This is a genomic window from Paracoccus sigandri (assembly GCF_003709565.1).
In the GTDB taxonomy this organism is placed as follows: Bacteria; Pseudomonadota; Alphaproteobacteria; order Rhodobacterales; family Rhodobacteraceae; genus Paracoccus; species Paracoccus siganidrum.
Window position 1 is genome coordinate 139,269 of sequence record NZ_QNRC01000008.1, and the last position, 16,535, is coordinate 155,803.

At 68.0% G+C, this 16,535-nt stretch carries 25 protein-coding genes; 14 read left to right on the forward strand and 11 right to left on the reverse strand.

The window, feature by feature from the left end:
* The first annotated feature begins 22 nt into the window (after nucleotides 1-22).
* The 3 genes from C9E82_RS09695 to C9E82_RS09705 are packed head-to-tail and all read left to right on the forward strand — an operon-like array spanning nucleotide 23 to nucleotide 1,224.
* A complete protein-coding gene (locus C9E82_RS09695; protein ID WP_119897438.1) occupies nucleotides 23-397 on the forward strand; it encodes an NADH:ubiquinone oxidoreductase subunit NDUFA12 in 375 nt (124 codons plus the stop codon).
* The gene (gene mlaD / locus C9E82_RS09700) at nucleotides 398-868 is read left to right on the forward strand and encodes an outer membrane lipid asymmetry maintenance protein MlaD (protein ID WP_119897437.1); all 471 of its coding nucleotides are present in this window, start codon (nucleotides 398-400) and stop codon (nucleotides 866-868) included.
* Nucleotides 865-1,224: a DUF2155 domain-containing protein gene (locus C9E82_RS09705; protein WP_119897436.1), complete on the forward strand. Its 360-nt coding sequence runs from the start codon at nucleotides 865-867 to the stop codon at nucleotides 1,222-1,224. Before mlaD ends, C9E82_RS09705 begins: the two co-directional genes overlap by 4 nt.
* On the opposite strand, the gene aat is transcribed toward C9E82_RS09705, so the two are convergent.
* The 6 genes from aat to hisA form a co-directional block, all read right to left on the reverse strand.
* Complete coding sequence (gene aat, locus C9E82_RS09710) at nucleotides 1,191-1,820, reverse strand: leucyl/phenylalanyl-tRNA--protein transferase (protein ID WP_119897435.1); 630 nt, start codon at nucleotides 1,818-1,820, stop codon at nucleotides 1,191-1,193. The two genes, C9E82_RS09705 and aat, sit on opposite strands and share 34 nt — an antisense overlap.
* A 9-nt stretch (nucleotides 1,821-1,829) precedes the next feature.
* A complete protein-coding gene (gene accC, locus C9E82_RS09715; protein WP_119897434.1) occupies nucleotides 1,830-3,176 on the reverse strand; it encodes an acetyl-CoA carboxylase biotin carboxylase subunit in 1,347 nt (448 codons plus the stop codon).
* A 7-nt stretch (nucleotides 3,177-3,183) separates the two neighbouring features.
* Nucleotides 3,184-3,690 carry an acetyl-CoA carboxylase biotin carboxyl carrier protein gene (accB, locus tag C9E82_RS09720; RefSeq protein ID WP_122449254.1) on the reverse strand — a complete coding sequence of 169 codons (507 nt, stop codon included), beginning with the start codon at nucleotides 3,688-3,690 and terminating at the stop codon, nucleotides 3,184-3,186.
* A gap of 121 nt (nucleotides 3,691-3,811) precedes the next feature.
* Nucleotides 3,812-4,156, reverse strand: coding sequence for a phosphoribosyl-ATP diphosphatase (locus C9E82_RS09725; RefSeq protein WP_119901243.1), 345 nt, complete (start codon nucleotides 4,154-4,156; stop codon nucleotides 3,812-3,814).
* Nucleotides 4,153-4,914 carry an imidazole glycerol phosphate synthase subunit HisF gene (hisF, locus tag C9E82_RS09730; protein ID WP_119901244.1) on the reverse strand — a complete coding sequence of 254 codons (762 nt, stop codon included), beginning with the start codon at nucleotides 4,912-4,914 and terminating at the stop codon, nucleotides 4,153-4,155. Before hisF ends, C9E82_RS09725 begins: the two co-directional genes overlap by 4 nt.
* 105 nt (nucleotides 4,915-5,019) lie before the next feature.
* Nucleotides 5,020-5,736 (reverse strand): 1-(5-phosphoribosyl)-5-[(5-phosphoribosylamino)methylideneamino]imidazole-4-carboxamide isomerase, encoded by a 717-nt coding sequence (hisA, locus tag C9E82_RS09735; protein WP_119897427.1) that lies wholly within the window; start codon nucleotides 5,734-5,736, stop codon nucleotides 5,020-5,022.
* Nucleotides 5,737-5,868: 132 nt separating this feature from the next.
* Between hisA and C9E82_RS09740 the strand changes: the two genes are divergently transcribed.
* Nucleotides 5,869-6,267 (forward strand): DUF2147 domain-containing protein, encoded by a 399-nt coding sequence (locus C9E82_RS09740; protein WP_119897426.1) that lies wholly within the window; start codon nucleotides 5,869-5,871, stop codon nucleotides 6,265-6,267.
* 8 nt (nucleotides 6,268-6,275) lie between these two features.
* On the opposite strand, the gene C9E82_RS09745 is transcribed toward C9E82_RS09740, so the two are convergent.
* The 5 genes from C9E82_RS09745 to C9E82_RS09765 all read right to left on the reverse strand — a co-directional run bounded on the left by C9E82_RS09745 (nucleotide 6,276) and on the right by C9E82_RS09765 (nucleotide 9,047).
* Nucleotides 6,276-6,509 (reverse strand): ribbon-helix-helix domain-containing protein, encoded by a 234-nt coding sequence (locus C9E82_RS09745; RefSeq protein WP_119897425.1) that lies wholly within the window; start codon nucleotides 6,507-6,509, stop codon nucleotides 6,276-6,278.
* Nucleotides 6,502-6,702 carry a DUF4169 family protein gene (locus C9E82_RS09750; protein ID WP_119897424.1) on the reverse strand — a complete coding sequence of 67 codons (201 nt, stop codon included), beginning with the start codon at nucleotides 6,700-6,702 and terminating at the stop codon, nucleotides 6,502-6,504. Before C9E82_RS09750 ends, C9E82_RS09745 begins: the two co-directional genes overlap by 8 nt.
* A complete protein-coding gene (locus tag C9E82_RS09755; RefSeq protein WP_119897433.1) occupies nucleotides 6,699-7,046 on the reverse strand; it encodes a VOC family protein in 348 nt (115 codons plus the stop codon). Before C9E82_RS09755 ends, C9E82_RS09750 begins: the two co-directional genes overlap by 4 nt.
* A 20-nt stretch (nucleotides 7,047-7,066) precedes the next feature.
* Nucleotides 7,067-8,461 carry a class II fumarate hydratase gene (fumC, locus tag C9E82_RS09760; RefSeq protein ID WP_119897423.1) on the reverse strand — a complete coding sequence of 465 codons (1,395 nt, stop codon included), beginning with the start codon at nucleotides 8,459-8,461 and terminating at the stop codon, nucleotides 7,067-7,069.
* A 109-nt stretch (nucleotides 8,462-8,570) separates the two neighbouring features.
* Nucleotides 8,571-9,047: an SspB family protein gene (locus tag C9E82_RS09765; RefSeq protein ID WP_420849810.1), complete on the reverse strand. Its 477-nt coding sequence runs from the start codon at nucleotides 9,045-9,047 to the stop codon at nucleotides 8,571-8,573.
* A gap of 269 nt (nucleotides 9,048-9,316) precedes the next feature.
* Between C9E82_RS09765 and C9E82_RS09770 the strand changes: the two genes are divergently transcribed.
* From C9E82_RS09770 to C9E82_RS09810, 10 genes are all read left to right on the forward strand, one after another.
* Nucleotides 9,317-9,601 carry a hypothetical protein gene (locus C9E82_RS09770; protein WP_119897421.1) on the forward strand — a complete coding sequence of 95 codons (285 nt, stop codon included), beginning with the start codon at nucleotides 9,317-9,319 and terminating at the stop codon, nucleotides 9,599-9,601.
* A complete protein-coding gene (locus C9E82_RS09775; protein ID WP_119897420.1) occupies nucleotides 9,598-10,125 on the forward strand; it encodes a head-tail connector protein in 528 nt (175 codons plus the stop codon). The genes C9E82_RS09770 and C9E82_RS09775 overlap by 4 nt, the downstream gene beginning before the upstream one ends.
* Nucleotides 10,122-10,385, forward strand: coding sequence for a hypothetical protein (locus tag C9E82_RS09780; protein ID WP_119897419.1), 264 nt, complete (start codon nucleotides 10,122-10,124; stop codon nucleotides 10,383-10,385). The genes C9E82_RS09775 and C9E82_RS09780 overlap by 4 nt, the downstream gene beginning before the upstream one ends.
* 352 nt (nucleotides 10,386-10,737) lie before the next feature.
* A complete protein-coding gene (locus C9E82_RS24080) occupies nucleotides 10,738-10,962 on the forward strand; it encodes a hypothetical protein (RefSeq protein ID WP_183154058.1) in 225 nt (74 codons plus the stop codon).
* A complete protein-coding gene (locus C9E82_RS09785; protein WP_420849809.1) occupies nucleotides 10,959-12,608 on the forward strand; it encodes a terminase large subunit domain-containing protein in 1,650 nt (549 codons plus the stop codon). The genes C9E82_RS24080 and C9E82_RS09785 overlap by 4 nt, the downstream gene beginning before the upstream one ends.
* Entirely contained in the window at nucleotides 12,599-12,937 is a 339-nt protein-coding gene (locus C9E82_RS09790) for an HNH endonuclease (protein ID WP_119897417.1), read from the forward strand. Before C9E82_RS09785 ends, C9E82_RS09790 begins: the two co-directional genes overlap by 10 nt.
* Nucleotides 12,938-12,945: 8 nt before the next feature.
* Nucleotides 12,946-14,187: a phage major capsid protein gene (locus C9E82_RS09795; RefSeq protein WP_119897416.1), complete on the forward strand. Its 1,242-nt coding sequence runs from the start codon at nucleotides 12,946-12,948 to the stop codon at nucleotides 14,185-14,187.
* Nucleotides 14,187-14,741: an HK97 family phage prohead protease gene (locus tag C9E82_RS09800; RefSeq protein ID WP_119897415.1), complete on the forward strand. Its 555-nt coding sequence runs from the start codon at nucleotides 14,187-14,189 to the stop codon at nucleotides 14,739-14,741. The genes C9E82_RS09795 and C9E82_RS09800 overlap by 1 nt, the downstream gene beginning before the upstream one ends.
* Before the next feature lies 1 nt (nucleotide 14,742).
* Nucleotides 14,743-15,819: a phage portal protein gene (locus tag C9E82_RS09805; protein ID WP_119897414.1), complete on the forward strand. Its 1,077-nt coding sequence runs from the start codon at nucleotides 14,743-14,745 to the stop codon at nucleotides 15,817-15,819.
* Nucleotides 15,819-16,325 (forward strand): hypothetical protein, encoded by a 507-nt coding sequence (locus tag C9E82_RS09810; RefSeq protein WP_119897432.1) that lies wholly within the window; start codon nucleotides 15,819-15,821, stop codon nucleotides 16,323-16,325. Before C9E82_RS09805 ends, C9E82_RS09810 begins: the two co-directional genes overlap by 1 nt.
* The last annotated feature ends 210 nt before the right edge of the window (nucleotides 16,326-16,535 follow it).

Below are 16,535 nucleotides of genomic sequence, written 5' to 3' on the forward strand. Positions count from 1 at the left end.
TCCGATTGACGAGGCCCGGCTCATGAATTTTCTGCTTCGCGCCCTGACCTGGTGGAACAGCCAGACCATCAACACCCAGTTCTGGACCTGGCGCAACGGCACCAAGGTCGGCGAGGATGCCGAGGGCAACGTCTTCTACCAGAGCAAGGACGGCAAGCGCCGCTGGGTGATCTACAAGGGCGAGGCCGAGGCCAGCCGGGTCAGCCCTGAATGGCATGGCTGGCTGCACCACACCTGGAAGGAACCGCCGACCGAGGCGCCGCTGCCGCACAAGGCCTGGGAAAAGCCGCACCAGCCGAACCTGACCGGGACCACCGGGGCCTATTTCCCCGAGGGATCGCTGTATCGCGCGGAACCCGCCACCCGCCGCGACTACGACGCCTGGCAACCCGAATAGATGACGGCCTCTGCCGAGCAGCGGGCCGAACTGATCGCCGGCGGGGTGGTCCTGGCGGTGGCGGCGGGGTTCCTGGCCTGGGCCGCGGGGGGCGAGCTGCTGCCGCGCGGCGGCTATGAGCTGACCGCCTCGTTTCCCGATGTCGACGGCGTCGATGTCGGCACCGAGGTGCGGCTGGCCGGGGTCAGGATCGGCCGGGTCAGCGCGGTCACGCTCAACCCGCAGACCTACATGGCGGATGCGCGGCTGACGATCCCGAAGGAGGTGGTCCTGCCCGCCGACAGCGCGGCGCTGATCCAGTCGGACGGGTTGCTGGGCGGCGCCTATATCCAGATCCAGCCCGGTGGCAGCCTCGACGACCTGGCCCCCGGCGACGAGATCGAGGATGTGCAGGGCGCGGTCAGCCTGCTGCAGCTGATGATGAAATTCGTCGACAGCCAGTCCCGCGACGGCGAAGGGGGCGCAGAATGATCCGCAAGCTGCTGCTGGCCGCGACGCTTCTGGCCCTGGCGCCGCCGCTGGCCGCGCAGGAGGTTGCCCGCGGCAATGGCGCCTTGCTGCGCGGGCTGGACAAGGTCTCGGGCCGGACCACGGACATGGAGCTGGGCGTCGGCGAGGCGCTGCGCTATGGCCGGCTGGAGGTGCGGCTGGGCGAATGCCGCTATCCTGCGGACGATCCCAGCTCGGACGCCTTCGCGCAGCTGACCATCACCGACCGCTCGCGCAATGTGACGCTGTTCAGCGGCTGGATGATCGCTTCCTCGCCGGCGCTGTCGGCGCTGGACGACGCGCGCTATGACGTCTGGGTGATTTCCTGCCAGAGCTGAGCGGCGGTCAGCGGCGGCACCGCGCGGAAATCGGCCTCGCGCCGCAGGGCGCGTTCCAGCTGCTGGCGATAGACATGGCGCGGGATCTCGTGGCCGCCCATCCGCGCCAGATGCGGGGTCAGGAACTGCGTGTCGAACAGGGTGAAGCCGCAGCGCGCCAGCTGGTTCGAGGTCCAGAGCAGCGCCAGTTTCGAGCCGTTGCTGCGCGCCGAGACCATCGACTCGCCGAAGAAGGCCGCCCCCAGCGTGACCCCGAAGATGCCGCCCGCGAACTGTCCGTCATGGCGGACTTCCAGTGCATGGGCGTGGCCGGCCAGATGCAGCCTGTGATAGAGCCGGGCCAGCGGCGCGTTGATCCAGGTCAGATCGCGATCCGCGCAGGCCCGGACCACCATGTCGAAATCGCCGTCGATATGGGCCGACCAGCCGCCGCGCCGCAACTCGCGCCGCAATGAGCGCGAGGCATGGACGCCGCCGACCGGCAGCACGCCGCGCATCGGCGGGTCGAACCAGAACAGCCGCGGATCATCCGCGCTTTCGGCCATCGGAAAGACGCCGCGCGCATAGCCGTTCAGCAGTTGCGCGGGCGTCAGCATGGACCTGCCTCAGCTGAATTTCTGGTCCAGCCAGCGTTCCAGCCAGTGGATCGAGTAGTTCCCGGCCTGAATGTCGGGTTCCTGCAGCAGGGCGGTGAACAGCGGCACGGTCGTATCCACGCCATCGACGATCAGCTCGCCCAGGGCGCGCGACAGCCGGGCCAGCGCCTCGGGCCGGTCGCGGCCGTGGACGATCAGCTTGCCGATCAGGCTGTCGTAATAGGGCGGGATCGAATAGCCGTCGTAAAGCGCCGAATCCATCCGCACGCCCAGGCCCCCCGGCGCGTGATACTGGGTGATGCGGCCGGGGCAGGGGGTGAAGCCCGGCACCTTCTCGGCATTGATGCGCACCTCGATGGCATGGCCGCGGATCGACAGGTCCTCTTGCAGGAACTCCATCTCCTCGCCCGCCGCGACCAGGATCTGCTGGCGGACCAGGTCGACATCGAAGATCGCCTCGGTCACCGGATGCTCGACCTGCAGGCGGGTGTTCATCTCGATGAAATAGAACTCGCCATCCTCGAACAGGAATTCGATCGTGCCCGCCCCCGCATAGCCGATCTTGGCCACCGCATCGGCGCAGATCCCGCCGATGCGGTTGCGCTGCTCGGCGGTGATGACGGGCCCCGGCGCCTCCTCGAAGACCTTCTGGTGGCGGCGCTGCAGCGAACAGTCGCGCTCGCCCAGATGCACGGCGCGGCCCTTGCCGTCGCCGAAGACCTGGATCTCGATATGGCGCGGCCGCTGCAGGTATTTCTCGATATAGACGTCGGGATTGCCGAAGGCGGCCTTGGCCTCGGCGCGGGCGGTGCGGAAGGCGACCTCCAGGCCCTTCTCGTCCTGCGCGACCTTCATGCCGCGCCCGCCGCCGCCGGCGGTGGCCTTGATGATGACCGGATAGCCGATCTCGGCCGCGACCTTGCGGGCCTGGTCGACATCGTCGACGCCGCCCTCGCTGCCGGGAACGCAGGGCACGCCAAGCGCCTTCATCGTCTCCTTGGCGGTGATCTTGTCGCCCATGATGCGGATATGTTCCGCGCGCGGCCCGATGAAGGTGATGTCGTGGTCTTCCAGCATCTGCACGAAGGCCGCGTTTTCCGACAGGAAGCCATAGCCGGGATGGATCGCCTGCGCGCCGGTGATCTCGCAGGCCGAGATCAGGGCGGGCATCGACAGGTAGCTGGCGGTCGAGGGCGGCGGGCCGATGCAGACCGATTCGTCGGCCATGCGCACATGCATCGCATCGGCATCGGCGGTGGAATGGACCGCGACCGAGGCGATGCCCATCTCGCGGCAGGCGCGGATCACGCGCAGCGCGATCTCGCCGCGATTGGCGATCAGGATCTTGTCGAACATGCCCGCCTCACTCGACGACCATCAGGGGCGCGCCGAATTCGACCGGCGTGCCGTCATCGACCAGGATCCGCTTGACCGTGCCGGCGCGGGGCGAGGGGATGTGGTTCATCGTCTTCATCGCCTCGACGATCAGCAGCGTGTCGCCCTCGGCGACCTTCTGGCCGATCTGGACGAAGGGCGTGGCGCCGGGCTCGGCCGCCAGATAGGCGGTGCCGACCATGGGCGAGGTGACGGCGCCGGGCAGCGAGGCGGGGTCCTCGCCGCCGCCGGCCGGGGCGGGGGTCGCGGCGGGCGCGGTTGCAGCGGCGGCGGGCGCGGGCTGGGCGGCGGGGGCCGCGTGGACGGCGACGGTCTTGCCGTGCTTGGACAGGCTGACGGTCAGCCGGTCATGTTCGCCATATTCCCGCTTGACAGAGATGTCGGAAAGATTGCTGGCATTCAGCAGTTCCGCAAGGGATTGGATGAAGGCCACGTCGCCTTCGTGATGCTTGCCGTTTTCGGAATCGTTGCTCATGCTGACCTCTGCCGTGTTCGCCATGTTCTTGCGTGGCGCGCCATGCTGTCCTGCGGCGCGAATTACGCGCTTATAACCGTTTGCGGGGGGCAAGGAAAAGGGTTCCCTTGCCGGCGCCCGATCATGGCTTCGTGGCCCCGGCGCCGCGCGACGCTTTCTCGGCCAGGCCCGAGACGCCCTCGCGCCGTTCCAGTTCGGCCTCGATATCGCTCAGCGTCAGGTCATGCGCCGCCAGCATGACCAGGAGGTGATAGAGCACGTCCGCCGCCTCGCTGGCCAGCCTGGCGCGGTCGCCCTTCGTGGCCTCGATGATCGCCTCGATGGCCTCCTCGCCGAATTTCTCGGCGCATTTCTCGGGGCCCCTGGCCAGCAGTTTCGCGGTCCAGCTGCTGTCGGGATCGGCGCCCTTGCGCGCGGCGATGGTGGCGGCAAGCCGGTCCAGCGCGCGTTCCGTCGCGGCAGTCATGCCAGCCTCATCGGGATGCCGGCCGCGGCCATGTGGGCCTTGGCCTCGGCGATGGTGAAGGTGCCGAAATGGAAGATCGAGGCGGCCAGGACGGCGCTGGCATGGCCTTCTGTCACGCCCTCGACCAGGTGGTCCAGCGTGCCGACCCCGCCCGAGGCGATGACCGGGATGGAGACCGCATCGGCGATGGCGCGGGTCAGCGGGATGTTGAACCCGGCCCGCGTGCCGTCGCGGTCCATCGAGGTCAGCAGGATCTCGCCCGCGCCCTTCGCCGCGACGATGCGGGCGAATTCGACCGCGTCGATGCCGGTGGGCTTGCGCCCGCCATGGGTGAAGATCTGCCATTCGCCGGGCGCCACGGTCTTGGCGTCGATCGCCACCACGATGCACTGGCTGCCGAAACGGTCGGCGGCGTCGGAGACGACATCGGGATCGGCGACGGCGGCGGAATTGAAGCTGACCTTGTCGGCCCCGGCCAGCAGCAGGTCGCGCACGTCGCGATGGCTGCGCACGCCCCCGCCGACGGTCAGCGGCACGAAACATTGCTCGGCCGTGCGGGTGACGAGGTCGTACATGGTGCCGCGGTTCTCATGCGTGGCGTGGATGTCGAGAAAGCAGATCTCGTCCGCGCCGGCCGCGTCATAGGCGCGCGCCGCCTCGACCGGGTCGCCCGCGTCGACCAGGTCGACGAAATTCACGCCCTTGACCACGCGGCCGTCGGCGACATCGAGACAGGGGATGATGCGGGTCTTGAGCATGGGCCGGTTCTAGCGCGGGATCAGGTGGCGGGGAAGGGGGGTCCTGGTCGCGACGGGGGCGGCCGGGAAGGGGGTATTTGGGCAACAGAGAAGCGGGCTGGTTGCTCAGCGCAGGGCGGCGAGCGCCTCGGCCAGGTCCAGCGCGCCGTCATAGAGCGCCCGGCCCGAGATCGCGCCGGCGATCACCCCGGTCGCGGCCAGCGCCGTCAGGTCCGCCATCGAGGAGACCCCGCCCGAGGCGATGACCGGGATGGAGACCGCGCGGGCCAGCGATTCCGTCGCGGCGACATTCGGGCCGGCCATCGCGCCGTCGCGGTCGATATCGGTATAGATGATCGCGGCCACGCCGGCATCCTCGAAGCGGCGGGCCAGGTCGGTCGCCTCGAGATCGGTTTCCGTGGCCCAGCCGCGGGTCGCCACGCGGCCCTTGCGGGCGTCGATGCCGACCGCGACCTTGCCGGGGAAGGCCAGCGCCGCCTGATGCACCAGGTCGGGATCCTCGACCGCGACGGTGCCCAGGATCACCCGCGCCAGGCCCCGCTCCAGCCAGCTTTCGATCGTCGCCATGTCGCGGATGCCGCCGCCCAGCTGGGCGGGGATGCGGATCGCGGCCAGGATCGCCTCGACCGCCTGGGCATTGACCGGGCGGCCGGCGAAGGCGCCGTTCAGGTCGACCAGGTGCAGCCATTCCGCGCCGGCATCCTGGAAGGCGCGGGCCTGGGCGGCCGGGTCGGTGCCGAAGACCGTCGCCGCCTCCATCTCGCCGCGCAGCAGGCGCACGCAATTGCCGTCCTTCAGGTCGATGGCGGGATAGAGGATCATGTCGGGCCTCGTCTGGATGCAGAGCTTGCGCCCCTTTGCCATGCCGCGCCGGAAAGGGAAAGGACCTCACGTCACGCTTGCCAGAATCCCCCCGGCGCGCAGAATTGCCCCCATCCTTGAGGAGGAGGGATCATGCGGAAATTCATCATTGCGGGCGCGTTCGCGGCGGTTGCGGGCGTGCTGGGGGCGGGTGCGGCGCTTGCCGATCCGATCGAGGGGGTCTGGCAGACCCAGCCCGACGAGGGCGCCTTCGCCCATGTCACCATCGCCCCCTGCGGCGCGGCCTTTTGCGGCACCATCACCCGGACCTTCAAGGACCGGGCCGAATACCAGTCGCCCAATATCGGCCGGCAGATCGTCATCGACATGGCGCCCACCGGCGGCGGCAATTACCAGGGCCGCGTCTGGCGGCCGGCGAACGACCGGATCTATAACGGCAAGGCCAGCGTCGGCGGCGACCGGATGAGCCTGTCGGGCTGCGTCGCGGGCGGGCTTCTGTGCAAGAGCCAGACCTGGGTGCGGGTGCAATAGGCGCGCCCTTAGCGGGCCTGCAGTTCGGCCAGCACGAACAGCCGGATCGCGGTGGCCAGGCCGACCTCGGCCGGGCGGGCGCGGTCGATGCGGGCGATCAGCACCGCCCGCGTCTCGTCCCGCGCCGCGGCGATCCGGCCCAGTTCCTGCCAGAAGGCCTCTTCCAGCGAGACGGATGTGCGATGTCCCTCGATCGTCACCGAGCGTTTCAGCGGCGGCGTCATCGGGGGCAGGTCAATCATCGGCTGTCCCGGCAGTATCGTCCCGAAGCAGATGCGCCTGATGGGCGCGGGCGCTGCGCGATGCCTCGGCCTCGCGCGCGGCGCGCAGGGGCTTGGCCTCGCCGAATTTCGCGGCGTTGGCGTCGCCTGTCGCGCGGCGTTCGGCCCGGTCGCGCCGCTTGCGCGCCTGGCGCAGATTGATCACCCCTGTCATCGCGTCTCCTCGGGCGGCAGCATGATCTGCCAGCTGACGCCGAACCTGTCGGCGATCCAAGTATAGCCCGGCGAGAAGGGATAGGCATCAAGCGGCATGAAGACATGCCCGCCCTCGGCAAGAATTCCCGCGATCCGGTCGACCTCGGCGGCATGGTCGCAGGTGATCAGCAGCGAGATGGCGGGGGTGAAGGTGAAGTCATGGACCGGCGGGCTGTCGAACAGCATCAGCGGCTGGCCGGCCACGGTGACATGCAGCGTGTCCTTGCCCCGCTGTTCGGCCTTCAGGTCCGGGAAGGCGCGGGACCAGAGCGCGACGGCATCCGCCATCGCGCCCTGAAACATCAGATGCGGGATCGCCGCGATCAATCCTTCGGCCCGATCATGTCCTCGGGGCGGACGACGCGGTCGAAGGTCTCGCCATCCACGAAGCCAAGCGCGATCGCTTCCTCGCGCAGGGTGGTGCCGTTTTTGTGCGCGGTCTTGGCCACCTTGGTCGCGTTGTCATAGCCGATGGTCGGCGCCAGCGCCGTCACCAGCATCAGCGATTCCTTCATCAGCTTCTCGATCCGCGGGATGTTCGCCTGGGTGCCGACCACCATGTTGTCGGTGAAGCTGCCCGCCGCGTCGCCCAGAAGCTGCATGGATTGCAGCACGTTGTAGGACATCATCGGGTTGTAGACGTTCAGCTCGAAATGGCCCTGGCTGCCGGCAAAGCCGATGGCCGCGTCATTGCCCATGACATGGGCGCAGACCATGGTCAGCGCCTCGGCCTGGGTCGGGTTCACCTTGCCCGGCATGATCGAGCTGCCCGGCTCGTTTTCCGGCAGGATCAGCTCGCCCAGGCCCGAGCGGGGGCCGGAGCCCAGGAGGCGCATGTCGTTGGCGATCTTGAACAGGCTTGCCGCCACTGTCTTCAGCGCGCCCGAGAAGAACACCATCGCGTCATGGGCGGCCAGCGCCTCGAACTTGTTCGGCGCGGTGACGAAGGGCAGGCCGGTGATCTTCGCGATTTCCGCGGCGATGGCCTTGTCCCAGCCCTTCCTGGTGTTCAGCCCGGTGCCGACGGCGGTGCCGCCCTGCGCCAGCTCGTAGATGTCGGTCAGGGCCAGCTTGACGCGCTCGATCCCCTTGGCGACCTGGTGGGCATAGCCGCCGAATTCCTGGCCCAGGGTCAGCGGCGTCGCGTCCTGGGTATGGGTGCGGCCGATCTTGATGATGTCCTTGAATTCCTGCGCCTTGGCGTCCAGCGCCCCGTGCAGCTTTTCCAGCCCCGGCAGCAGCACGTCGCGGGCCATCATGCCGATGGCGACATGCATCGCGGTCGGGAAGGTGTCGTTCGAGCTCTGGCCCATGTTCACATGGTCGTTCGGGTGGACCGGATCCTTCGAGCCCATCACGCCGCCCAGGATCTCGATGGCGCGATTCGAGATCACCTCGTTGGCGTTCATGTTCGACTGGGTGCCGGATCCGGTCTGCCAGACGACCAGCGGGAAATTGTCGTCGAACCTGCCTTCGAAAACCTCGGTCGCGGCCTGTTCCATCGCGCGGCCGATCGTCGGGTCCAGCTTGCCCTCGGCCATGTTGATGCGGGCGGCGGCCAGCTTGACGGCGCCAAGCGCGCGGATGATGGCTGTGGGCTGGCGTTCCCAGCCGATGGGGAAGTTCAGGATCGAGCGCTGGGTCTGCGCGCCCCAGTATTTCGAGGCGTCAACCTCCAGCGGGCCGAAGCTGTCGGTTTCGGTGCGGGTCTTGGTCATTTCGGATGGCTCCCTCACGGTTCTGCGCGGGTTCTAGCCCCCGCGACCCGGATTCGCAATTCGTATGCAACGGTATGCTGACACAAACATCGCCCCGCCGGGGACGGGCCTATTTCCGCCAGCGGTCCAGCTGCACGACCTCGCCGCCGCCCGGAGGCGGGCTGTCGGGGCCGTCGCCGCCATCGTCGTCGGGCGCCTCGTCCTCATCCTCGTCCTCGTCATCCTCGTCGTGGTCCTGCGTCTCGAAACGCAGGCCGAACTCGACCGAGGGGTCGACGAAGGTGCGCAGCGCGTCGAAGGGGATGCGCAGCGGCTCGGGCGAGTTGCCGAAATTCAGCGTGATGGTGAAGCCGTCGGCATCCACGGTCAGGTTGTCGAACCAGTGCTGGATGACGATGGTCATTTCCTCGGGATAGCGGTCGCGCAGCCAGTCGGCCATCTCGACGCCTTCCTCCCGCGTGTCGAAGGTGATGAAGAAATGATGCTCTCCGGGCAGGCCGTTCGCGGCCACGTCCCGCAGCACGTCGGCGATCAGCCGCTGCATCGCGCGATGCATCATCCCACCATAGTCAATTCCCGGCCGCACCATTCAGTCACCCTCTCTCGCCTGGCGCCAGCATAGGGCGTCGTCAGAAGATGAAAAGGGGGCGATTGGCCATCGGGCACGATCTGCGGCCCAGATAAGGGGTCAAGGGCGTCCGGCGCGTCAAGATAGGGGGAAGGTGCAGGATTTCACCGCAATATCCCCATGCGACTGATCTTCAAAGAGAACCGTTTTCCAGCCAAAGCGGAACTTCCGATGAACGGAGCCAGAACAATCCGCTTCACTGTAAAACGGAAAACGCGCCCGCTGAGATGATCCACAACATGCGCCGCGAAGCCAAGGCTCATGCGCTGATCGAGGCGCTGATGAGCTGTGATCCGGCCGACCGCCTGCCGTTTCTGGAAGCGATCCTGCATGGCCTGCGGGCCGGGATGCCGATTGCCGCATTCGCCCAGATCATGCGCGAAGCCAATTTCTGGGCTGAGAACGCCAGCCGGGCCGAGCTGAAAGCCTATGGTGCCGCCGCGTTCGCCCACATGCCGCCCGAAGACCAGGACGCCTTCCGCGCCTTCATCAGCCAAGAGAGGGCGGCATGATCATCGAACGCCTGAACCGCCCGGCCACCGCCGCTGTCGATCTGCCTGCCGCCAAGCTGCGCGGGCGCATCGACTTCGGGGACGATGATGCCGATCTGGAAGTGATGGGCGGAGCCGTCACCCGCGAGGCCGAGGATTACGCCCAGATTGCCCTGCTGACGCAGACGATCCGCGTCTGCATGTCGGCCTGGCCGCGTGCCTCGATCTTCCATCTTCCGATCACGCCGCTGCTGGACTGGTCCAGCGTCAGCGTGACGGCGGGCGGGGAAGCTTTTGAGGATTTCGCGGTAATGACCGGCCGGCGCCCCGCGCTGCGGCTGACAGGGCCTCGCCCGGCCGGCGAGATCATCATCGATTACCTCGCAGGCTTTGGCGATCAGCCCGAGGATATCCCCGATGATCTGCGCCACGCCCTGCTGGATCAGGTCGCGGCCTATTACGATGCGCGCGGTTCGACGGACAGGAATGCCCTGTCGCCCCATTTCGTCCGCATCGTCGGGCGCTATCGCGGGGTGCGGGCATGAGGGCCGAACACGCATACACGGGCGATGCCGAGGTGGATGACCTGCTGTTCAGTTGGGGGCGAGTGATTGCGAACGCCCGAGGCTGGGAGCGCGGCTTTGCGCTGTCCATCCAGCGAGCGCGGCGCAGGCCGGACTGGCGCCCCTCTCACAAGCAACTGGCCGTCATGGAGCGTCTGGTTGCCGCCACGCGGCAGGATCGCGGTGTGATCGGTCATGACGACGATCTGCCCGACGATGTGACGCTGATCGAGGAGGACTAAGCGACGCGTTCCCCCGCGCGCGACGATACGCGGGGGCCGACCAGAGGACGGTTAGCACACGGTGGCTCTGGATCGCGAGCGCCCACCACGGGGCGGGAACATAGGCAAGGGCAGTCCGAAAGGTTGAGGCCCGTTCCCCAGGACAGTGACCACGTCCTGAAAGCTGCAACCGACGATCCGGCGCAGGTCACGCGCACGGCTCGGCCCAAAGCGACGGCCCGGCTCCGGCCAGCAAGATCGCCCAGGGCATAGGGACTAGTCCGGGCCATGTGCCGGGGCTGGTCGTCCTATGCCCTTAGCTCAAGCCCTCACCAACCAGCAGGGGGCGACGGTGAAGTTAGAGAGGAAGGCTATGCCGAGAAACACGCGAGCGAAAAATCACAGAACACGGTTGGCGCGGATCGCTCGGCGTCATGGTGTCGGCGTCAAGCATGTTTCCAACTGGGGTGAGCTTGCCGAACGTCTGGCTGATCATCACGGCATCGCGCATCCCGCCCCCGGCAGCGCCAAGCGGTACTGCTACGAGGTGATGGAATGTCTCGGCTGGATCGCCCGCTGTCCCGAGGTGCCGGCATGATCACCGGACCCGAAGCCGCCGTGCAAGACCTGCTCGGAGATGGTCCCAATGCCCGGAATTCGTCTGTGTCTGGGGACCGGCGGCGGAGTGTTCCGCTCTCCCTTCTGGAAAAAATCCGGGGAAAATCGCCGTCGATGCGCGCGATCCAGTTTTTGGGGCTGTTGCGCGTCCCCGAAGGCAAAAAGGCCGGAAAACCCCTCAAACTGGCGAATTTCCAGCGGAATTTCGTGAAAGGGTCGTTTGGCAAGGGCGTGACGGTCGGCGTGCTGTCCATCGGGCGCGGCAACGCCAAGACGGCGCTTTCGGCGGGCCTCGCGCTGGCCGAGCTGGTCGGCGCGCTGCAAGAGAACCCGCAGCCGAATCGCGAGATCATCTTCGCTGCCCGCAACCGCGACCAGGCGCGCATCGCCTTCAATTTCGTGCTGGGCTACATCAACGGGCTGCCGGAAGATGACCAGGCGCAATTCACCATCCGGCGCGGCTCCAAGCTGGAGATAGAATTCGCGGGGAACGGCGGCGGGCTGGCGCGCTGCATCGCCGCTGACGGCAAGTCGATCCTCGGCGGCGCCCCAACGCTGGCGATCATGGACGAACGCGCGGCCTGGGAACGCGAGAAGGGCGACAATCTCGAAAACGCCATCCTCTCGGGCCTCGGCAAGCGCGACGGCCGGGCGCTGATCATCTCGACCTCGGCCCCCGACGATACCAACACCTTTTCGCGCTGGCTGGATGAACCGCCGCCCGGCAGCTACGTCCAGGAACATCGCCCCGCCTTCGGACTGCCGGCCGATGATCTGCCGTCGCTGCTGGAAGCGAACCCCGGCGCGTCCGAAGGCATCGGCTCGACCCCGGAATGGCTGGTCTCTGCTGCCCGCACCGCCATCGCGCGCGGCGGCGCGGCCCTGTCCAGCTTCCGCAACCTGAACCGCAACGAGCGGGTGTCGATCGAGAACCGCTCGGTGCTGGTCACGGTGGACGAATGGCTTTCGGCCGAGGTTTCGCCCGAGGATCTGCCGGCGCGGGAAGGCCCCTGCATTCTCGGCGTGGATCTGGGCGGGTCGCGCTCCATGTCGGCGGCGGCGTTCTACTGGCCGGAAACCGGGCGGCTGGAAGCCCTCGGCACCTTCCCGGCCTTCCCGTCGCTGGCGGATCGCGGCGCGGCCGATGCCGTCGCCGGGCGCTATGTCGAAATGCAGGAACGCGGCGAGTTGTCCGTGATGGGCGACAATACCGTTCCGCCCGGCCCATGGCTGGCCGAGATCGTGCGCCAGCTGGACGGTATCCAGCCAGCCTGCATCGTCGGCGACCGCTTCCGCCATGCCGAATTCACCGAGGCCATGCAGGCGGCAGGGCTTGGCCGTGTCCCGTTCATCTGGCGCGGCTTCGGCTGGAAGGACGGGGCCGAGGATATCGAGCGGTTCCGGCGCAGCCTGTTCGACGGCGAGATCAAGGTGCTGCCGTCGCTGCTGCTGCGCTTCGCCTTCGCGGATGCCGTCACGCTGATCGACCCGGCCGGGAATGCCAAGCTGGCGAAAGCCCGTTCCCTGGGCCGGATTGATGCGGCGGCGGCTGCGGTGCTGGCGGTCGCGCAGGGCGCGCGGATGAAGGCCGCGCCGGTGCGGAAAGCGAGGGCGACATGGGCGTGAAGCGCGACGAATGGCGGCGCTTTTCCCGGCCGGTCCTGAAAACCAGGCGCTGGCAGGTGCTGCGCCAGATCGTCTTGGAACGGGACGGCTGGGCCTGTGTCGATTGCGGCACGAAGCGCGGCCGGCTGGAAATCGACCACGTCAGGCCGGTTCGCAGCAATCCCGAGCTGGCCTTCGACCCGGCCAATTGCGCCACCCGGTGCAGCTCCTGCCACACCAAGAAAACCCGGATCGAGTGCGGCCATCCCGCGCCGATCCGGTCGCCCGAGCGCGATGCCTGGGCGCAAGCCGTTGCCGATCTGCCGACACAACCCACCCCAGCAACATGAGGTATCACATGCTGGATTCTGTGAAGATCGCCCGTCGCCAGTCGGAAATCCGGCAGGCGCTGGCGGGCCTGGTCGGTAAGGAAAGCCCGACCGAGGACGAAACCCGCTCCATGGAGACCATGGACGCGGAATATCGCGCCAACGAAACCCGCTATCGCGCCGCGCTGATCGCGGAAGATAGCGAACGGCGCGAGGCGGGCGAGGAACTGGAAACCCGCTCCGAGCGCGAATATGCCGAACTGGTCGGCCGTTTCGAGCTGCGTCAGGTGGCGCTTGCCCTCGACGAAGGCCGGGCGCTGACCGGCGCGACCAGGGAGGTCGTGGAGGAGCTTCGCAGCAAGGGCGGCTATCAGGGCGTTCCGGTTCCGCTGGCGGCGCTGGAAACCCGCGCCGGCGAAACCGTCGCGGCCGACCAGATCAACCCCAAGACCATCCGCCCGGTGATCGACCGGCTGTTCCCGGCTTCGGTGGCCTCGCGCCTCGGCGTCCAGTCCATCAACATCACCTCGGGCGAGCTGGAGTTTCCGGTTGCGACCGCAGGCGCCGTGTTCGGCTGGCAGACCACCGAGCTGGGCAACGTGGGCGCGGCCTCGGAATACCAGACCACCGAGCGCAGCCTGAACCCCGATCAGACGGGCGGGGCGCAGATGGTGATCAGCCGCAAGGCGCTGAAACAGGCGGGCGAGGGGCTGGAATCGGCCATTCGCCGCGACCTGAACGCGGTGATCGGCACCGAGCTTGACCGGGTGGTGGTCAATGGCAGCGGCGCGGCCGGCCAGCCTCTGGGCATCATCCCCGGCGCGGCAGCCTATGGCATCGCCTCGACCGCCGTTGGCGCGGCCGCGACCTGGGCGGCGTTCCGGGCGCAGGTGGTGGCCTTCATGCAGGCCAACGCGATCACTTCGGCCAGCCAGGTCAATCTGGGCTTCGGCCCGGATATCTGGGCCGAGCTGGATGATGCGCTGATCGCCGGCACCGCCGTTTCGGAATGGGACCGCCTGACCAAGCACATCGCCGGCCCGGCGATCAGCAACGTCATCCCGGCCGAGTCCACGATCCTGACCGCGACCGTCCAGGGCATCGCGCCGGGCTATCTGGGCATCTATGGCGGCGTGGACCTGATCCGCGATCCCTACACCAAGGCGGCTTCGGGCCAGCTGGTGCTGACGGCGCTGGTCACGGCTGATTTCACCGTGCCGCGGGGGCTGCAGACCCGGATCCTGACCGGCATCGCGGAAGGCGGCGACTGATGCTGTGGGGAGCGTCACTCGGGGCGCTGGAACTGCGCAGCGAGGGCGGGGCAACCCGCCTTCGGGCGACGTTCCCTTATGGCGCTGAAACCGAACTGGCAGCCGGGCGGTATGAGATCATCGCTGCCCGTGCCTTCGCGGATCGGATCGAGCGGGGCGAGGATATCCACCTGCTGGCCGGTCACGACTTCAACCGCCCGCTGGCCTCGCGCGCGGCCGGCACCCTGCAACTGCGCGATACCGATGCCGCCCTGGAGATCGAGGCCGAGATCGACGGCGGCACCAGCTGGGCGCGGGACTTCCTTGCGGCCCATGCCTCGGGCCTGATCCGGGGGCTGTCGCCGGGTTTCCGCGTCCACCGCGGCGGCGAGCGGATCGAGCGCCGCGCGGCCGGGACGCTGCGCACCATCACCCGCGCCGATCTGTTCGAAATCTCGACCGTCACCCGGCCGGCCTATTCGCAAGCCCAGATCGAGGCGCGCGCCTGGGAAACCCACCAGGACCGGCAGCCTTATCGCGGCCCGGCCTATCACCTGAACCGCTGGAGGGCCTGACATGGGGCTGATGGATATCTTCCGCCGGGGTGTGAGCAAATCTGCACAGACCGAAACCCGCGCCGCGCAGCCCGGCTATACCGCCGCGCTGATGGCGGCGCGCGAGGCCTGGATCGCCGGCGGCTCCGGGCTGGCCGAACTGACCTCGGCCGTGCAGGCCTCGGTCATCCTCTGGGAAAGCGGCTTGTCGCTGGCTGACGTGACCGGCACCGACCTGCTGGACCGGCGCAGCATGGCGATCTGCGCCCGCGCGCTGGCCTTGCGGGGCGAATGCCTGTTCCTGATCCGCGACCGGCTCGTTCCGGCCACCGATTGGGACCTGTCCACCCGATACGGCCAGCCGCGCGCCTATCGCGTCGGCCTGCCCGAGATCGGCGGCGGCCGCTCGGAAACTGTTCTGGCCGGCGAGGTGCTGCATTTCCGCATCGGCTGCGATGCCGTCACCCCCTGGGCCGGATCGGCGCCGCTGGCCCGTGCCAAGCTGTCGGCGTCCCTCCTGGACGAAATCACCATGGCCCTGCGCGACGTGTTCCGCGATGCGCCCATCGGATCGCAGATCATCCCCGTGCCCGAGGGCAGCGCCGACGACATGGACAGCATGCGGCGCAGCTTCCGGGGCAACCGGGGGGCGTCCCTTGTCATCGAGGGCGTGGCCCAGGCGACGGCCGCCGGCATGAACCCCAATATCGGCAAATCCCCGGACCAGCTTTCGCCGCAACTGGACAAGACGCTGGCCGACAAGCTGCTGACCGAAGCCAGGGGCGAGATCTACAACGTCTTCGGCATCCTGCCCGGCCTGACCAACCCGGCGACCACCGGCCCGCTGGTGCGCGAGGCGCAGCGCCACCTGGCGCAGCTGGTGCTGCAACCCATCGCCAACCTGATGGCCGAGGAAGCGACCGAGAAGCTGGGCGCAGCCGTCGCCATCGACGTGGTGCGGCCGATGCAGGCCTATGACCACGGCGGCAAGGCGCGGGCGGTCGCGACCATGCTGCAGGCCATGGCGACGGCGAAAGAGGCCGGGCTGGACCCCGCCACCGTCAAGGACGCGCTGGCCTTCATCGATTGGGCGGAATGATGCTGGTCATGACCCCCGAAGCGAAAAGGCTTCTGCGCAAGGAAAGGAACCGGGAACGCGATGCCTTGCGCGGCAGGGTCGGCGCCGGCCGGTTTCAGGCGCTGGTCAGGGACCTGGCGGCGCTGGTCCGCATGACCTTCGAGTCGGGCGCGACGGCATCGATCTTCGGCCTGGAAGGTCCGTTGCGGGCCGGGCTGCGCGCCGACTTCTGCCTGCAAGGATGGGGCTGGCTGTCTGCCGACCTGATGGCCCGCGACCTGCTGGCCGAAGTGTTCAAGCGCATCGGGGCCGAGCGTCCCGACTGGTATGAGGGGCAACCGGAATGGACAATCGAGGCTGGAACCCTGATCGAGCGGACCCGCTGCGTTCGCTGCCACAAGCCGCTGACGGGCGAACAGCGCAAATACTGCAGCCGTATTTGCGCGACGTCCCATCACAATCATATCGCCCGTCTCAGGGAGGCGGACGAGGGCGCGGCGGCCGACCTGGCGGTGAACTGGCTCTAGACTTCACCGATCGTTGCAAAGGATGCGGGGGGCAGATCCCGGCGGGACGCCGCTCGGACGCATGCTATTGCTCGTATGCCTGCTACATGCGCGAATACCGCGTCATCGAGCGCGCCGCGCGGCTGGAAGCCAAGGCCGCCCGGCCTCCGTGCGAATGGTGCGGGGGATTGGTGCCAGCACGCAAGCGATCCGTGGCCCGCTTCTGTTCAA

Bases quoted from the DNA above. Each gene is read 5' to 3' on its own strand.
- C9E82_RS09770 (WP_119897421.1), top strand. From the start codon at position 9,317: ATGATCCACAACATGCGCCGCGAAGCCAAGGCTCATGCGCTGATCGAG.
- C9E82_RS09785 (WP_420849809.1), top strand. From the start codon at position 10,959: ATGATCACCGGACCCGAAGCCGCCGTGCAAGACCTGCTCGGAGATGGT.
- C9E82_RS09750 (WP_119897424.1), bottom strand. From the start codon at position 6,702: ATGACAGGGGTGATCAATCTGCGCCAGGCGCGCAAGCGGCGCGACCGG.
- C9E82_RS09810 (WP_119897432.1), top strand. From the start codon at position 15,819: ATGCTGGTCATGACCCCCGAAGCGAAAAGGCTTCTGCGCAAGGAAAGG.
- C9E82_RS09780 (WP_119897419.1), top strand. From the start codon at position 10,122: ATGAGGGCCGAACACGCATACACGGGCGATGCCGAGGTGGATGACCTG.
- C9E82_RS24080 (WP_183154058.1), top strand. From the start codon at position 10,738: ATGCCGAGAAACACGCGAGCGAAAAATCACAGAACACGGTTGGCGCGG.
- C9E82_RS09800 (WP_119897415.1), top strand. From the start codon at position 14,187: ATGCTGTGGGGAGCGTCACTCGGGGCGCTGGAACTGCGCAGCGAGGGC.
- C9E82_RS09775 (WP_119897420.1), top strand. From the start codon at position 9,598: ATGATCATCGAACGCCTGAACCGCCCGGCCACCGCCGCTGTCGATCTG.
- C9E82_RS09790 (WP_119897417.1), top strand. From the start codon at position 12,599: ATGGGCGTGAAGCGCGACGAATGGCGGCGCTTTTCCCGGCCGGTCCTG.
- hisA (WP_119897427.1), bottom strand. From the start codon at position 5,736: ATGATCCTCTATCCCGCCATCGACCTGAAGGACGGCAATTGCGTGCGC.
- hisF (WP_119901244.1), bottom strand. From the start codon at position 4,914: ATGCTCAAGACCCGCATCATCCCCTGTCTCGATGTCGCCGACGGCCGC.
- C9E82_RS09805 (WP_119897414.1), top strand. From the start codon at position 14,743: ATGGGGCTGATGGATATCTTCCGCCGGGGTGTGAGCAAATCTGCACAG.
- C9E82_RS09755 (WP_119897433.1), bottom strand. From the start codon at position 7,046: ATGTTTCAGGGCGCGATGGCGGATGCCGTCGCGCTCTGGTCCCGCGCC.
- accC (WP_119897434.1), bottom strand. From the start codon at position 3,176: ATGTTCGACAAGATCCTGATCGCCAATCGCGGCGAGATCGCGCTGCGC.
- C9E82_RS09695 (WP_119897438.1), top strand. From the start codon at position 23: ATGAATTTTCTGCTTCGCGCCCTGACCTGGTGGAACAGCCAGACCATC.
- C9E82_RS09725 (WP_119901243.1), bottom strand. From the start codon at position 4,156: ATGACTGCCGCGACGGAACGCGCGCTGGACCGGCTTGCCGCCACCATC.
- accB (WP_122449254.1), bottom strand. From the start codon at position 3,690: ATGAGCAACGATTCCGAAAACGGCAAGCATCACGAAGGCGACGTGGCC.
- mlaD (WP_119897437.1), top strand. From the start codon at position 398: ATGACGGCCTCTGCCGAGCAGCGGGCCGAACTGATCGCCGGCGGGGTG.
- fumC (WP_119897423.1), bottom strand. From the start codon at position 8,461: ATGACCAAGACCCGCACCGAAACCGACAGCTTCGGCCCGCTGGAGGTT.
- C9E82_RS09795 (WP_119897416.1), top strand. From the start codon at position 12,946: ATGCTGGATTCTGTGAAGATCGCCCGTCGCCAGTCGGAAATCCGGCAG.
- C9E82_RS09745 (WP_119897425.1), bottom strand. From the start codon at position 6,509: ATGATTGACCTGCCCCCGATGACGCCGCCGCTGAAACGCTCGGTGACG.
- aat (WP_119897435.1), bottom strand. From the start codon at position 1,820: ATGCTGACGCCCGCGCAACTGCTGAACGGCTATGCGCGCGGCGTCTTT.
- C9E82_RS09705 (WP_119897436.1), top strand. From the start codon at position 865: ATGATCCGCAAGCTGCTGCTGGCCGCGACGCTTCTGGCCCTGGCGCCG.
- C9E82_RS09740 (WP_119897426.1), top strand. From the start codon at position 5,869: ATGCGGAAATTCATCATTGCGGGCGCGTTCGCGGCGGTTGCGGGCGTG.